Genomic DNA, 14,681 nt, shown 5'->3' on the forward strand with positions numbered 1-14,681 from the left:
AAGGAAAATTCTACGGAACTGCAATGCTGCATAACGGCATCGCCTGCATCACAGGATACCGGAGCCGGCCATTCCGTGCGGCCAGGCCTGTTGTGGTCCTTTGCTGCGGACGTAAAATCCGTTTTGCAATGCAATCAACGAATGAGGAGGAGGAGAAATGTCAACAAAGACGAGAGTGGTAGTGATCGATGACAATCCCCACATCAGAGAAATCATGGCATCCTATATCGGCATGCAGGACGACATGGAAGTGGCAGGAATGGCAGGGGATGGAATCAAAGGGGAAGAAATGATTCGAAGCACTTTGCCGGACGTCGTATTGTTGGATATGATAATGCCGCAGATGGATGGCCTCGGGGTGTTGGAGCATCTCAACCAAAGCGGTCCGGAACATCTGCCTGCCATCATCTGCCTGTCCGCCGTGGGGCAGGAGGATCTGATCCGGAAAGCCATTGAGCTGGGTGCCAGATATTACATGATCAAACCATTCGATTTTGAAATGATTCTGAACCGCATCCGGGCATTGACCGGAGAGCCGTCCCAGCAGAACCGGAAAGTATTTCCGGCTGCACCGCAGTCTCCCCGAAAAAACATTGAAGAGAAAATCACGGACATCTTTCTGACCATTGGGATTCCTGCCCACATCAAAGGATACCATTTTCTGAGGGAAGCAATCAGAATGGTTGTGGAGGATAACGATGTCATCAATCGGATCACCAAGGAACTGTATCCGGGCATTGCCAAAAAGTTCAATACCACCCCCAGCAAGGTGGAGCGCGCCATCCGGCATTCCATTGACGTTGCCTGGAACCGCGGCCGGGTGGAGAACATTAATCAGCTCTTTGGCTATAAGGTCTATGACAAGAATGACAAGCCAACCAACGGAGAATTCATCGCATTGATCGCCGATAAGCTGTCGATGGAAGAGTCCGCCTGAAATCTTATCCGCAGGGGTTTTATTTTATAAAATTGGGTATATAATATCTGATAAAATAAAATCAATGCCGTTTTTGGAGGGATGACGGGATGGCTTATAGGAAATGTCCGCGCTGTAATCTGAACTATATCCGGGATACCGATGTATTGTGCGAGGTCTGCCGGAAGGAAGTGGGCAAAGCGCTTCGGAACAGGGAGGAAGAGGAATATGATATTTGTCCGGAGTGCGGCGAACATATTATAAAAGCCGGAGAAGAGATGTGTTATCAATGCAGAAAAGAGAAGGACAAGGAAGATCCGGACGCAGGGGAATCCCGGGACGACTGGGAAGACTTTTCCGACGGGGAAGAGGATCGGATTTTTGAAGAGGAGGATCCGGACCTGGAGGAGGATTCGGATCCTGAAGAATAATTTTGCGGCGGACGGACAAACTAATGCAGGTGATTGATAAGCGGATGGGATGTGAAGATGTGATCAATGCGGAAGCTTTGTCCAGAGCCCGGGAAGCTGTGGAATCCAATATAGGACAAAAAGTCAGGCTGAAGGCAAACCGGGGACGAAAAAGGACATATGTCAGGGAAGGCGTTATTGTGGACACCTATGGCAATATTTTTACAGTGGAAGTGGATGTCAACAAAAAATCCGTGCAAACCCTTTCCTATACTTATTCAGATATTCTGACCTCCAATGTGGAGCTCACGGTATGCAGCAGCAATGAAAAAATCTGTGTCAGCTGACGCAAACGCGCGGCTGAAAAAAAAGAAGGCGAAAGGCCTTCTTTTTTTATCATAATTATCGCATAATTATCGTTCCCCCCCTATATGATATAGTATGAAATTTTTATGGACAAATAAGGATCAGAGGAGGGGGAGCAACATTGGCAATCGAATGCAGTAGGAATTTGATGAAACTGAACCAGGTAGTTGGTGAGGAATCATCCCAGGCGCTGGTTGAGGGCGAAATAAATGTACCGGATTCCAGGGAACCGGTGGTGCGGATATTGGATATAAGCTGTGATGCAATCATCAACAGTCATGAAGTCATTCAGGATAAGATCATGGTGGAAGGGATTCTGCGCTATGACGCCCTGTATATCCCGGAAGGGGAGGACGCCGCAGTGGATGCCGTGGATGCTGAAATCGGGTTTACCCAGTATCTTGAAATGCCCGGCGTTCAGCCCGGGATGACTTCACGGCTCCAACTGGATGTGGAGCATATCGATTACGAGCTGGTTTCGGGAAGGAGGATCAATGTAAAAGCTGTTCTGAATCTATACGGCCGGGTCAGCCAGGTCATGGAACTGGAAGCCGTTCAGGATTTTACCGGTCTAACGGATGTGGAAGCCCTGACAGATCATATCCGCACCTCAGTAAGCGGGGAAGCCGGGAATGCGCAGACCATGGTGCGGGAAGACCTGGAGCTTTCCGATTCCATGCCGTCCATTCTGAAAATTTTACGGAAGGAGGCAAGGGTACAGATTCAGGAAAAAAAGGCAGTGGACAACAAAGTTGTGGTTCATGGGGATGTGGATCTGAATCTTCTCTATCTTTGCGACGATGAGGAGGATCCGGTACAGTTTCTGGAGCAGAGCATTCCATTCAGTCATTCCGTGGACATTCCCGGTGCGTATCAGGGTATGGACTGCACGGCGGATGTAACGGTTTCCGAATTTTATACGGATCCGCGGGAGAACATCAACAACGAACTGCGGATCATCGATGCGGAACTGATTCTCAATCTGGAGGCGCAGGTGTTTGAAACACAGGAAGATGAGATTCTTGTAGATGCCTACAGCCCTTCTGTTCCCATGGAACTGAAGAAACGGAAGATCAGGCTGCAGCAGTTTGCGGGAGAAACCCAGGAGCAGACGGTGGTAAAGGAAAGCATCACCTTTCCCGAAGGAGTGCCAAAGGCCAGAAAGATTTTGTATGTGGATGCCAGACCATCCATAGCTGAGGAAAGTGTCGGGGACGGAAAGGTCCTGCTGGAAGGGATCCTGTCTGTCCAGGTGGTGTATCAGACCAATGAATCCGCTCTGCTGATCGGAAGCTTCCGTGAGGACGTTCCTTTTCAGCATACCCTTACCATGGAGGATATCGACAGCAGCATGGAATGCCGAAGTGAGGCGGTCACGGAGCATATGGACACAACCCTGACGGCACAGGATGAGGTGGAGCTGAAAGCTGCCGTTCTCCTGAAAACCAGTGTAACGCGTACCATAGAGAAGGAGATCATCATCGGAGCCGGGGAATCGGAAAACGTGTCCGCCGGGGCACCGGGTATCTACATCTATTTTGTTCAGCCGGGTGATAATCTCTGGAATGTTGCAAAGAAATACAATACCACCATTTCCGATATCCTGAAATACAATGAAACGACAGAGGAGGAATCCGAACTGGGTCCGGGGACGAAGCTGATGATCTTCAAAAAGCTGGAAAGCTCAGTGGTCTGATGGTACCGGAATCCTGGACTTTTTATGCCTGAACAGCTGTGGAAAAAACGGGTAACGGTTTTTCCACAGTTTTTCTTTTGGCAGGAAAAACGATCTTTGTAGGGCGGACGCTTTGCGGTATAATAACATCAAGGTGAAAAAAGAAAGGAAGATACGGAATTGATGCGGAAGATCAGGCTCAGGGCCCCCGGGAAAATCAACTGGACCCTGGATGTAACCGGCCGGCGGCCCGACGGATATCATGAAGTGGAGATGCTCCTGCAGTCCATCGGGCTTTGGGATGAAATCATTCTGACCGAAAGAAGGGAAGGGATCCGGATTGTCGGCGATTTGCGGGGCGTTCCCCGGAATGGGGACAATCTGGCGGCAAAGGCGGCGGAGCAGATCCGGGAAAGCTGTGGGTTGGACGCCGGTGTGGAGATTGCAATCCACAAGAGGATTCCGATTGCCGCCGGTCTGGCAGGCGGCAGCTCGGATGCGGCAGCGGTACTGGTGGGATTGAATGTTCTCTGGGATGCTGACTTGCCGGAGGAAAGGCTGCGACAGCTTGGAAGCAGGCTGGGTGCGGATGTTCCGTTCTGTATTTCGGGAGGAACGGCGGTGGCCCGCGGAATTGGGGACAGGCTGACGCCTCTGTCTCCCCTGGAAGGAATCTGGCTGGTTTTGGTCAAACCGCCTTTTGGAGTATCCACTGCTTCGGTTTATGAGGCATTGTCCATGGAGAGCAGGGCCGGACATCCCGACTGGAAAAAGGCATATGACAGTCTGCAGGCGGCGGATTTTGCCGGTTTTCCCAGGGGAACGGCAAATGTTTTGGAGTCGGTCACCCGGGCTCAGCATCCGGAAATCCGTGAGATTCGTCAGGCACTCCGGAAAGCAGGCGCTGTCGCCAGCAGTATGAGCGGAAGCGGCCCTGCGGTGTTTGGTGTCTTTCCGGATTACGGACAGGCGCGGAGGGCATCGGAAAAGCTGAGGGAGCACTTCGCGAAAACATCTCAGGTATATCTGGTGGAAACTTTGGGGGAGGGAGTAGAGATTTTACCATCTGTATAGGTATAAACTTCTGTAATCCGTCAATAATCCTAAATGGAAATGATTTGATTACGGGGGTATGGTTGATATGAAGAAGCGCGTTTGGATTTCTCTGGTGATGGCGGTTCTGATTGCCTTTTCCTTTACCTGGTCCGGCAGGGATCAGACACCGGAAAGGGATGACCTGATCCGGCTGCATGTGATTGCCAACAGCGATTCACCGGAGGATCAGGCTCTGAAGCTGCGGATCCGGGACCAGCTGCTTCTGACTTTCGGGAGCGCATTTCAGGAAGCGCATTCCATGAGTCAGGCCAGGGAAGTGATCCGGGATAACCTGGATAAAATGGAGTCCATCGCCCAGGCGGAGATCCAAAGATCCGGATGCGATTATCCGGTCCGGGCACAGCTTGGAATGTTCCCGTTTCCAACAAAGGCATACGGGGATGTGGTATATCCCGCAGGAAGCTATGAGGCCCTTCGCGTTGTAATCGGAAAAGGAACGGGCGCGAACTGGTGGTGTGTGATGTTTCCTCCCCTTTGTTTTGTGGATGTGTCCGGCGGTGTGGCAAAAAGGCCCGCAGAGGAGGCAGGGAAACCGGAAGAGGAGGCAAAGGATACCACCCTGGACAGCAAGGCTCAGCAGGAGTCTGCCGCGGACAGCAAGGTTCAGCAGGAGTCCGGAAAGACTGCAGGGGGGCCGGATTTGTCCGGACGGGAGCAGGAGTCCGCGACGAAGGTTGTCTATACATTTAAGGCGGTGGAATGGTGGAAGAGTGTCCGGATATGGGCCGCGCATCTGTTTTCATAAAATGAACCCCTGTAATACAGACAGGAATCGCCGGAGGAATTTATTTTTCGGTGGTTCCTGTTTTTTGGCAGGGAACAGCAGCATAAAACTGTGTTTGGAAGGAGAGGAAACTTTTAACTTGTATATCCTATTTTGGTTAACGAAACATAATACCGAAGCTTTGCAGAGAAAGGAAGAAAAATATGAATCAGAAACAAAAGCTTGTGGTATATTCCCTGCTGCTGTCCATTTTGATTTGTGCCGGAATGATTCTGGAGTCCTTCCGGGAAGAAAAGCCGGCAGCTTCGGGCAAAGACGGCAATTCCAATGATGTGTATCTTCTGGCCCAGGTTGTGCACGGCGAAGCAAGAGGCGAGCCCTATATCGGCAAAGTTGCTGTGGCTGCCGTGATACTGAACCGGGTCAAAAGTCCCAAATTTCCCAATACCATTGCCGGTGTGGTTTACCAGCCCCATGCCTTTACCTGCGTGACAGACGGGCAGATCAACCTGACGCCGGACAGCGAATCCATCCGGGCTGCAAGGGATGCCATGAATGGATGGGATCCTTCCTATGGAGCCATTTATTACTTCAACCCTGCAACGTCCACCAGCGCCTGGATATGGAGCCGAGCCACTCATATCACCATCGGCAAGCACAGGTTTGCAACCTGATGGAAACGGAGGAAAAATCATGACGGTATCAATAAAAGCAAAATGGGTCCTGCCTGTTATACTGGCAGTCGTCCTGATCGTGACGGGGGCTTGGGGATTCAGTCAATATCGGATCAATCAGCAGTATCGGATTCATATGGAAAACATCTATCAAAAGTCCTTTTATGAGCTGGTGGGGAATGTCGGAAGTGTGGAATCCTCCCTGGCCAAGCTTATGGTCAGCGGCGATGAGAACCAGCGCGGGAAGCTTCTCTCGGCAATCAGCCGTCAGGCGGATGCCGCCCAGATGGATCTGGGGCAATTGCCGGTGTCCCATGTTGCCCTGGACAAAACGTCAAAGTATCTGAATCAGTTATCGGATTATTCCTATTACCTGGACCGAAAGGTTTCCGATGGAATGCCCATCAGCGGGGAGGAAATGAAAAATCTGAAAACGCTCCATGAAAATGCAGCCCGGCTGAGTCAGAACCTGAGTGATTTGAACCGGGAGGCCATGGAAAAGAAATCCGGATGGGGACAATTTATCAAAAACGAAAATCCGGATTTTTACAAAGTGTCGGATGATCTTTATACCAAACAGTTCACCAAGATACAGAAAACAGGGATCAATTATCCGAGGCTGATTTATGACGGACCGTTTACCGAAACATCGGAGCGGGCAGGAGGCGCCGCCCTGAAGGGATCCGACATTACCCAGGAGCAGGCAAAGGCCATTGCAGCAGGCTTTGTGGGAAAAGGCAGGGTATCAAAGGTGAAAAATACGTCGGACAGCTCCAATGGGCCTCTGGACACCTGGGGAGTGAACATCTGGACCAAAGAAGATCCGAAATCGCCGGCTTATGTAGCCGTCAGCAAAAAGGGCGGAAAGGTGGTTGCGATGATCAGCAGCCATACATCCGGCAGTGCCGGGCTTTCCATCGATGAAGCCACAAAACGGGCCAAAAAGTTTCTGGATGAAAACGGATACCCCGGCATGGTTCCGACTTATCAGCAGAATTTTGACGGCACGTCCACCATCAATTTTGCCTACGCGGAAAAAGGCACTATCGTATATCCCGATCTGATCAAGGTGAAAATAGGACTGGATGACGGAAAAATCTTTGGCTTTGAAGCAGGGAACTATCTGACCGCCCACAAGGAGCGAAAGCCGGGGCAGCCGAAGCTGACCATGGAACAAGCCCGAAAGCGGATTCATCCCAATCTGAAAATCACTTCCTCCCGGACGGCCATCATCCCCACGGAAAGCAGAAGCGAACGTTTCTGCTATGAATTCAAGGGAGAATACGGAGGAAACCGGTTTATTGTATATCTGGACGCCAATACAGGGGAAGAGGCGGATATTCTTCAGATAATCGATACGGAAAACGGTTCCCTGACCATGTAAAAAATTTTGCGGCAGAAACCCCATTATTTGTCGGGCATAGTGAAAAAGCAGCCGGGTAAACTAGCTTTGCAGGGATGAAAAAAGGAATCCCGGCAATCCGGACTGCAAAACCAGGGAGGTATCGATTATGGCGAGACGAAATGGAATGATGTCGGATAATCTGAAGACGGAAATAGCAAAGGAACTTGGAGTGTATGACACCGTGAAGAGGGAAGGCTGGGGAAGTGTATCTTCCAGGGACTGCGGCAGAATTGTTCAAAAAGCAATTGAATATGCGGAGAAATCCATGGCCGGAGCTCAGAAGTAGCCTGAAATCGATATTTCACAACCGGAAAAGCGGAGAATATTCTCCGCTTTTCTTCTTTTTGGAGGTTGTTTTCATGAAATCATCATAGTAGAATAGAGCTGACAAATGAGGAGGTTTTTTTAGGTATGGACGAGCGTCCAATCGGGGTTTTTGATTCAGGCCTGGGAGGCCTGACTGTGGTGAAGGAGCTCCTGACAGAGCTTCCAAATGAAAGTATTGTTTATTTTGGAGATACGGCGCGGCTTCCGTACGGAACCCGCTCCAGGGAAATCGTTACAAAGTATTCTGCACAATGTGTCCGGTTTTTGCTGAGCAAGGGGATCAAGATGGTGGTCATTGCCTGTAATACCGTCAGTTCCAACAGTCTGGAAGCATTGAAGGCGCAGTTTGACATTCCCATCCTGGGTGTCATCCGTCCCGGTGCCAGGGCGGCCGCAGCCGCCACCCGGAACGGCCGGATCGGTGTCATTGGAACATTGGGCACGATTCGCAGCAAGGCCTATCCGAATGCCATCCGGGAAATCAATCCGGATCTTCTGGTCCTGGATGAAGCCTGTTCCCTGTTTGTGTCCATCGTGGAAGAGGGATGGAGCAATACGGAAATGGCGCGGCTTACGGCGGAGCGGTATCTGGAGGGCCTGAAAAGGCAGAAGGTGGATACCATGGTCCTGGGGTGTACGCATTATCCCCTGCTGGAGCCGGTTATTTCCAGCGTGATGGGGCCCGGGGTGACCCTGATCAATCCCGCTCTCGGCGCGGCCTGTGAAGCCAGGGAAAGGCTGAAGGAAAAGGACATGCTGCGGGGATCCGGTCCGGAGCCGGCCCTGAGCTTTTATGTCAGCGACATCGGACAGGGCTTCCAGCAGATCGGCAGTCATTTTTTAAATCGGAAAATTGCCGCAAAATGTATCAACATAGAAAAATATTGAGGTCTCAGGTTATTGGAGGGGTTTGGAATGGGTAGGAAAATACTGTTGAGAATCCGGGGAAGCCGTCTGGACAGGGATGGGAAGAGCAATACCATGGAGCTCATTACGGAAGGACATCTGTCTGAAAAAGACGGGATTTATTATATTGAATATGAAGAAAGCCGGATATCCGGCATGGAAGGCGTGAAAAACCTGATTTCTGTCCGGGAGGACAAGGTATCCATGCAGCGTTCCGGCTCCCGGCCGGATCGTTTTCTGTTTGAACAGGGGAAAAAATATATGAGCAGCTATCAGACTTCCTGCGGCGCGTTGCAAATGGGAATTTATCCGATTGAAGTGACCCATGAAATGGGAGAAAATCAGGGGCAGGTGGACTTGAAATATCAGCTCGACATCGGCGGAAGACATACGGGGACCGGTGAATTGGAGCTGTTTTACAGCTAGCAAATTCTTCTGATAATGCCATTCGGTTTTATACAGATTTTATAATTTTTGCATTTTTAGTTGACGAATTGCAAATTATATATTATGATAAGTAAGGACGATGGGCATGTGCCCTGGTAGGAATACCGGGCGCTTATTATGGCGTTGATTTGAATTTTTGTTTTATCGCCATATTTACTTTTCTTTTGATGATTTTTCAGGGCTTATATGCATCAACGGGTGAATTACGGATGAAAGTAATGGCAATAATATTGATAAAGTCAAAGAGGTACGAAGCAATACAGGAAACGTTTACCTGACCGGTTCTCTTTTATGTATTGCTACAGGCTTGCCTTTGGTTGTATCCCATTTTATCCTGTCTGCAAACCTTACAGAAAGCGATCATTACCAATTACACATTGTCTCATGAGAGAACAGTAATAGAGAGAAAGAGAGGAAAGATGTTTTGGATCTGAATAATCTAAGGAATAACACAATTCTGGAATTGAGGGAATTTGGGAAGAAACTTGGAATTAAAAGCGTGACCAGATATCGGAAAGAGCAGCTGGTAAATATCGTTGAGGAGAAACTGACCGGATTGCCTCAGGCAGAGAGAAAGCAATTGATGGAGGATCAGATGGAGGAAGATGCCCGGAAGGCAGAGGCTGCCCCCCGGACTCCGGTGAAACGAAGGAGGGGCCGTCCCACCAAGGCAGAGGCTGCCGCAAGGGAAGCAGCAAGGAGAGCAGCGGAGGAGACGGCAAAGGAAGCGCAGAAAACGCAGGAAACACAGGAAACGCAGGAAACGGAAGAGGACGGGGCTCTGGAAGAAACTGCAAAAGTTCCGGAAGAAGCTGCAAAATCCCCGGCACCGAAGGAGACAGAAGGCACAGATGGGGATGCTGTGAAAGCGGAGGAAAAGCGATCCGCCCACAGGGATACACAGGAAACCGGCATCCATGGAGTACGGAATGGCCATACTTCCACCCGGCCGGGGCCTCATCGGATTTCCCGGAATGGGCATCCCTTCAGCGGAGGTCCTACCCCACATCTTTCGGATTCCCACGAAGCAGGCGGCAGATATCACGAAAACAAAACTCATGAAAATCCCGGAGAAAACATGCCCGCGGATACAGAAAATGAACAGGAAAACACGGAAGAATACGAAAAAAAGGTTGCTTATGCAAGAAAATACTATAACACATCCAATCCTGCCATTCCGGGCCTTTTGAACAACGGAGACGTAGGGGACGCGGAAGGGGTGCTTGAGGTACTTCCCGACGGATATGGATTTCTCCGGACGGAAAATTATATGCCGGGCAACAAGGACATTTATATTTCCCAGTCCCAGATCCGCCGTTTCAGCCTGAAAACCGGGGATATGGTCCGCGGAAAGACCAGGCGCACCAAAGAGGGAGATAAATTCAAGGCCCTGCTGTATGTTACGGCGGTCAACGGACAGGACCCGGAGACAGCTCCCCGGCGGAGGCCGTTTGAGGATCTGACACCGATTTATCCAAACAAAAGAATCACGCTGGAAAACAAAAAGAATTCCAAGGATCTGGCGACTCGGATCATCGATCTGGTTTCCCCCATTGGCATGGGCCAGAGAGGTTTGATTGTTTCTCCCCCCAAGGCAGGCAAAACGACTTTGCTGAAAAAGATTGCAAACAGCATTTCCCTCAATTTTCCGGATGTTTATCTGATTGTACTGCTGATTGATGAGCGCCCCGAGGAAGTGACGGATATGCAGCGGTCCATCGACGGGGATATCGTTTATTCCACATTTGATGAACTGCCGGAGCATCACACCAAGGTGGCGGAAATGGTGCTGGAGCGTTCGCAGCGCCTGGTGGAGCACGGTCAGAATGTGGTTGTTCTTCTGGACAGCATTACCCGCCTTGCCAGGGCATACAATCAGACGGTGCCGTCTACCGGCAGGATATTGTCCGGCGGTCTGGATTCCTCCGCCCTTCATAAGCCCAAACGGTTTTTCGGCAGTGCCCGCAATATCGAGGAAGGCGGAAGTCTGACCATCATTGCCACTGCTCTGGTGGAGACCGGCAGCCGTATGGACGATGTTATTTACGAAGAATTCAAGGGCACGGGCAATATGGAAATTCATCTCGACCGCAAGCTTTCCGAAAAGAGGATTTTCCCTGCCGTGGATCTTTACAAATCCGGTACCAGGCGGGAGGAGCTGCTCATGACACAAAAGGAGCTGGAAGGGGTCTGGGCTATCCGCAAGAATCTCAGTGAAGGCCGGCCGGACCGCATTATGGAGATTATTATCAATGATCTGATGCGGACGAATTCCAACGATCAGTTCATTGATCTCATGATGAATCATTTCGCCTCTGTGGAGAAAGACAGCTATACGAACGATCATGACAGGAATGGCTCCTCCGGTTATCATGACAGGGATGGCTATTCAGGCTACCGCTAAACCAAAAATCATTGTTGCATTGCAGCAGCCGGTTGTGTTATACTGAAATGGTTATAGAAGCTGTATGAAATGGAAAATTAGCAGTTTTGACAGGAAACAGGATAAGCTTTGTCACGAAAGAGGTGAGGATAATGAAGCCAAATATTCATCCGAAATATGGAAAAGCAGTGGTAAAGTGTGCTTGTGGGGAGACTTTTGTTACCGGCTCCACTCAGAAGGAGCTCCGGGTTGAAATATGTTCCAAATGCCATCCATTCTTTACCGGAAAGCAAAAACTGGTGGACACCGGCGGACGTGTGGAGCGATTCCGGAAGAGATATGGAATGTCCGCCGACGAGAAGTAGTTTTTCGAAACAAAGTACAGATTGGGGTTCCCCTGGTCTGTATTTTTTGTAGGGAGATGAAGGAATGCGAAAGAGTATGATTGGCGGGCAGGCTGTCATGGAGGGAGTGATGATGAAAGCTCCCGATTCCATGGCCATCGCCGTAAGACGGCCTGATGGATCCATTGAGGTGAAGAAATCTGCCGTGAACACCGTAAGGGACAGATATCCCATATTGAGACTGCCCATTCTGCGGGGGATCGTTACTTTTGCGGAGACCATGGTGATGGGTGTGAAATCCCTTTTGACGTCGGCGGAGTTGTATGGGGACGAGGAAGAGGAATATAAGCCTTCCCGGTTTGAAACCTTTCTGTCGGACAAACTGGGGAAGGATATGGATGATATTGTGATTGCTACCTCCGTGGCGATTGCTGTTATTTTTTCCATCGCTTTGTTTGTATTCCTGCCGGCACTTCTGTCCGGCCTGCTCCGGCGCTGGATCTCCGGTCATGTGGTCCTGAATATTGTGGAGGGATTCTTTCGCCTGGGGATTTTTCTGATTTATCTGACACTGGTATCCCGGATGAAAGACATCCGGAGGGTTTTTGAATACCATGGCGCGGAGCATAAAACCATTTATTGCTATGAGCATGAAGAGGAGCTGACCCCGGAGAATGCACGCAAATATTCCACCCTGCATCCCAGATGCGGTACGGCATTCCTGCTGATTGTCATGTTGATCAGCATTCTTTTGTTTTCCTTCCTGGGATGGCAGAATATTTTCCTTCGCATTCTCAGCCGCCTTCTGCTTCTTCCTGTCGTCGGAGGCCTGGCCTATGAGGTAACGAGGCTTGCCGGAAAAAGCGATGCCCTGCCGGTCCGTATCATCATGTATCCCGGGATGATGCTTCAGAAGCTGACCACCCGGGAGCCGGACGATCAGCAGCTGGAGGTGGCGATCCGCGCCTTTATGGCAGCCACGGAGGGCGTGGAGGAGAGCAGCGGCATGGAAGGAGAGACAACAAATGGGACAGCCGGGCCTGATGGACGCCCTGAGGGCGGGCCAACGGTTGCTGCAAAGCCGGGCACCTGAGTCTGCCCGGCTGGAATGTGAGATGTTGTTGTCCCATATCCTTGGATGTCAGCGGCACCAGCTGTATATCCGGGGCAATGCGCCGTTGTCCCGGGAGCAGCGGTCTGCTTTTCGCAGTATGCTGGATCGGCGCCGGAAGGGGGAGCCGATTCAGTATATTCTTGGCAGCAGGGAGTTTATGGGACTTCCCTTTCATGTGGATGACCGGGTTTTGATCCCCCGGTGGGAAACGGAGACCCTGGTGGAATGGCTGCTGAATCGATGGAAATCGGGGCCGGTGCATATTCTGGACCTGGGTACCGGAAGCGGCGCCATTGCAGTGAGTCTGGCGTTCTATTTGCCTGCTTCCCGGATCACGGCAGTGGATATCGGGGAGGAAGCCCTGCTTGCCGCACGGGAAAATGCGGAGCAGAACGGAGTGGCAGACCGGATCCGGTTTCTGCAGGGGGATCTGTTCTGCGCCCTGGAGGATGCGGGCGTCGGGGAATGTTTTGATGGGATCGTCTCCAATCCGCCCTATATTCCTACCGGTGACATCGGGGGACTGATGACGGAGGTCCGGGACTATGAGCCCAGGATTGCCCTGGATGGGGGAGAAGACGGCCTGGGCTATTATCGGAGAATAGCAGAGGCAGCTTCTCCCTTTTTAAACCGGGATGGTCTGGTCGCGGTGGAGATGGGATATGGTCAGAGCCCACAGGTCCAGGATATCTTTTTGCAGACAGGAGACTATACCCTGGGGGGAATCCGAAAGGATCTGGCAGGGACGGAACGGGCGGCGATATTCTTGAAGAAGCAGGGGGAACCTGATGTTTGACAAATTAAAGTTTATGGAAGATCGATATGAGGAACTGAGTCAACTCCTTGCCGATCCGGATGTGATCAGCCGCCAGGAGGAATGGCAGCGTCTGGTCCGGGAGCATGCTTCCCTGGAGGAAATCGTGGCTTGCTACCGGCAGTACCAAAAGGCGGAGAAAGAGGAGAAGGATACGGAGGAACTGCTGCACAGTACCCATGACAGGGAACTGCGGGAGATCGCAGAGCAGGAGCAAAGGGATCTGAAGGGGAAAATGGACATGTTGCTCCATGAGATCAAGCTGCTTCTTCTGCCCCGGGATCCTATGGATGAAAAGAATGTCGTCATGGAAATCCGCAGCGGCGCCGGCGGGGAAGAGGCGGCCCTGTTCGGGGCCGTGTTGTTCCGGATGTACAGCCGCTATGCCGAGCGGAAGGGCTGGAGGATTGTTGTCACCAGTGCCAGCTATACAGACATCGGCGGGGTCAAGGAACTGATTTATATCGTGGAGGGAAAGGGAGCCTACAGCCGTCTGAAATACGAAAGCGGGGTTCACAGGGTGCAGCGTGTGCCTGTGACGGAGTCCGGCGGCAGGATTCATACCTCCACCGCCACGGTTGCCGTTTTACCGGAGGCGGAGGAAGTGGATGTCGAGATCAATCCCAATGATCTGCGGATTGATGTCTACCGGTCTACAGGGCATGGCGGGCAAAGCGTTAATACCACGGATTCTGCCGTTCGGGTCACCCATATTCCCACCGGGGTGGTGGTGACATGCCAGGATGAGAAATCCCAGCTGAAAAACAAGGAAAAGGCCATCCGGGTCCTGCGGTCCCGCTTGCTGGACCAGGTCACGCAGGAAAAGGAGTCCGAATATGCACAAAATCGCAGGCGTCAGATCGGGACGGGGGACCGCAGTGAACGGATCCGTACCTACAATTATCCTCAGGGGCGGGTGACCGATCATCGGATCGGGCGGACCATCCACCGGCTGGATGATTTTCTGGACGGAGATCTGGACGAAATGCTGGATTCGCTGATTTCTGCAGAGCAGGCGAAAAAGCTGAAGGATCTGGAATCCGGACGGCACGATTGATTT

At 51.2% G+C, this 14,681-nt stretch carries 15 protein-coding genes and 1 pseudogene; all 16 read left to right on the forward strand.

The window, feature by feature from the left end:
* The first annotated feature begins 157 nt into the window (after nt 1–157).
* The 16 genes and pseudogenes from spo0A to prfA all read left to right on the forward strand — a co-directional run bounded on the left by spo0A (nt 158) and on the right by prfA (nt 14,678).
* Nucleotides 158–937 (forward strand): sporulation transcription factor Spo0A, encoded by a 780-nt coding sequence (gene spo0A / locus QBE55_05520; protein ID WZL79593.1) that lies wholly within the window; start codon nt 158–160, stop codon nt 935–937.
* An 89-nt stretch (nt 938–1,026) separates the two neighbouring features.
* Nucleotides 1,027–1,347 (forward strand): hypothetical protein, encoded by a 321-nt coding sequence (locus QBE55_05525; GenBank protein ID WZL79594.1) that lies wholly within the window; start codon nt 1,027–1,029, stop codon nt 1,345–1,347.
* 23 nt (nt 1,348–1,370) lie between these two features.
* Nucleotides 1,371–1,673, forward strand: a complete 303-nt coding sequence (locus QBE55_05530) for a Veg family protein (GenBank protein WZL79595.1) — start codon at nt 1,371–1,373, stop codon at nt 1,671–1,673.
* Nucleotides 1,674–1,813: 140 nt separating this feature from the next.
* Nucleotides 1,814–3,388, forward strand: coding sequence for a DUF3794 domain-containing protein (locus QBE55_05535; protein ID WZL79596.1), 1,575 nt, complete (start codon nt 1,814–1,816; stop codon nt 3,386–3,388).
* Between the two features lie 162 nt (nt 3,389–3,550).
* Complete coding sequence (gene ispE / locus QBE55_05540) at nt 3,551–4,441, forward strand: 4-(cytidine 5'-diphospho)-2-C-methyl-D-erythritol kinase (GenBank protein ID WZL79597.1); 891 nt, start codon at nt 3,551–3,553, stop codon at nt 4,439–4,441.
* Between the two features lie 67 nt (nt 4,442–4,508).
* Complete coding sequence (gene spoIIR, locus QBE55_05545; GenBank protein WZL79598.1) at nt 4,509–5,228, forward strand: stage II sporulation protein R; 720 nt, start codon at nt 4,509–4,511, stop codon at nt 5,226–5,228.
* A 281-nt stretch (nt 5,229–5,509) separates the two neighbouring features.
* A pseudogene (locus QBE55_05550) lies at nt 5,510–5,881 on the forward strand (cell wall hydrolase).
* A 19-nt stretch (nt 5,882–5,900) separates the two neighbouring features.
* Nucleotides 5,901–7,265, forward strand: coding sequence for a germination protein YpeB (gene ypeB / locus QBE55_05555; protein WZL79599.1), 1,365 nt, complete (start codon nt 5,901–5,903; stop codon nt 7,263–7,265).
* 127 nt (nt 7,266–7,392) lie between these two features.
* Nucleotides 7,393–7,572 carry a small, acid-soluble spore protein, alpha/beta type gene (locus QBE55_05560; protein ID WZL79600.1) on the forward strand — a complete coding sequence of 60 codons (180 nt, stop codon included), beginning with the start codon at nt 7,393–7,395 and terminating at the stop codon, nt 7,570–7,572.
* Between the two features lie 125 nt (nt 7,573–7,697).
* Entirely contained in the window at nt 7,698–8,501 is an 804-nt protein-coding gene (gene murI, locus QBE55_05565; protein WZL79601.1) for a glutamate racemase, read from the forward strand.
* 27 nt (nt 8,502–8,528) lie between these two features.
* Nucleotides 8,529–8,945 carry a DUF1934 domain-containing protein gene (locus QBE55_05570; protein ID WZL79602.1) on the forward strand — a complete coding sequence of 139 codons (417 nt, stop codon included), beginning with the start codon at nt 8,529–8,531 and terminating at the stop codon, nt 8,943–8,945.
* Between the two features lie 445 nt (nt 8,946–9,390).
* Nucleotides 9,391–11,370 (forward strand): transcription termination factor Rho, encoded by a 1,980-nt coding sequence (gene rho, locus QBE55_05575; GenBank protein ID WZL79603.1) that lies wholly within the window; start codon nt 9,391–9,393, stop codon nt 11,368–11,370.
* Between the two features lie 131 nt (nt 11,371–11,501).
* Entirely contained in the window at nt 11,502–11,714 is a 213-nt protein-coding gene (gene rpmE / locus QBE55_05580) for a 50S ribosomal protein L31 (GenBank protein WZL79604.1), read from the forward strand.
* 64 nt (nt 11,715–11,778) lie between these two features.
* The gene (locus tag QBE55_05585; protein WZL79605.1) at nt 11,779–12,786 is read left to right on the forward strand and encodes a DUF1385 domain-containing protein; all 1,008 of its coding nucleotides are present in this window, start codon (nt 11,779–11,781) and stop codon (nt 12,784–12,786) included.
* The gene (gene prmC / locus QBE55_05590) at nt 12,719–13,603 is read left to right on the forward strand and encodes a peptide chain release factor N(5)-glutamine methyltransferase (protein WZL79606.1); all 885 of its coding nucleotides are present in this window, start codon (nt 12,719–12,721) and stop codon (nt 13,601–13,603) included. Before QBE55_05585 ends, prmC begins: the two co-directional genes overlap by 68 nt.
* Nucleotides 13,596–14,678, forward strand: a complete 1,083-nt coding sequence (gene prfA, locus QBE55_05595; GenBank protein ID WZL79607.1) for a peptide chain release factor 1 — start codon at nt 13,596–13,598, stop codon at nt 14,676–14,678. The genes prmC and prfA overlap by 8 nt, the downstream gene beginning before the upstream one ends.
* Nucleotides 14,679–14,681: the final 3 nt, after the last annotated feature.

Source organism: Eubacteriales bacterium mix99, assembly GCA_038396605.1.
GTDB lineage: Bacteria > Bacillota > Clostridia > Caldicoprobacterales > DTU083 > UBA4874.

What these genes read in the sequence shown, in the direction of transcription:
- QBE55_05530 (WZL79595.1), top strand. Translation starts at nt 1,371, where the DNA reads ATGCAGGTGATTGATAAGCGGATGGGATGTGAAGATGTGATCAATGCG.
- spoIIR (WZL79598.1), top strand. Translation starts at nt 4,509, where the DNA reads ATGAAGAAGCGCGTTTGGATTTCTCTGGTGATGGCGGTTCTGATTGCC.
- QBE55_05570 (WZL79602.1), top strand. Translation starts at nt 8,529, where the DNA reads ATGGGTAGGAAAATACTGTTGAGAATCCGGGGAAGCCGTCTGGACAGG.
- QBE55_05525 (WZL79594.1), top strand. Translation starts at nt 1,027, where the DNA reads ATGGCTTATAGGAAATGTCCGCGCTGTAATCTGAACTATATCCGGGAT.
- ypeB (WZL79599.1), top strand. Translation starts at nt 5,901, where the DNA reads ATGACGGTATCAATAAAAGCAAAATGGGTCCTGCCTGTTATACTGGCA.
- murI (WZL79601.1), top strand. Translation starts at nt 7,698, where the DNA reads ATGGACGAGCGTCCAATCGGGGTTTTTGATTCAGGCCTGGGAGGCCTG.
- prfA (WZL79607.1), top strand. Translation starts at nt 13,596, where the DNA reads ATGTTTGACAAATTAAAGTTTATGGAAGATCGATATGAGGAACTGAGT.
- QBE55_05560 (WZL79600.1), top strand. Translation starts at nt 7,393, where the DNA reads ATGGCGAGACGAAATGGAATGATGTCGGATAATCTGAAGACGGAAATA.
- QBE55_05585 (WZL79605.1), top strand. Translation starts at nt 11,779, where the DNA reads ATGCGAAAGAGTATGATTGGCGGGCAGGCTGTCATGGAGGGAGTGATG.
- ispE (WZL79597.1), top strand. Translation starts at nt 3,551, where the DNA reads ATGCGGAAGATCAGGCTCAGGGCCCCCGGGAAAATCAACTGGACCCTG.
- prmC (WZL79606.1), top strand. Translation starts at nt 12,719, where the DNA reads ATGGGACAGCCGGGCCTGATGGACGCCCTGAGGGCGGGCCAACGGTTG.
- rpmE (WZL79604.1), top strand. Translation starts at nt 11,502, where the DNA reads ATGAAGCCAAATATTCATCCGAAATATGGAAAAGCAGTGGTAAAGTGT.
- spo0A (WZL79593.1), top strand. Translation starts at nt 158, where the DNA reads ATGTCAACAAAGACGAGAGTGGTAGTGATCGATGACAATCCCCACATC.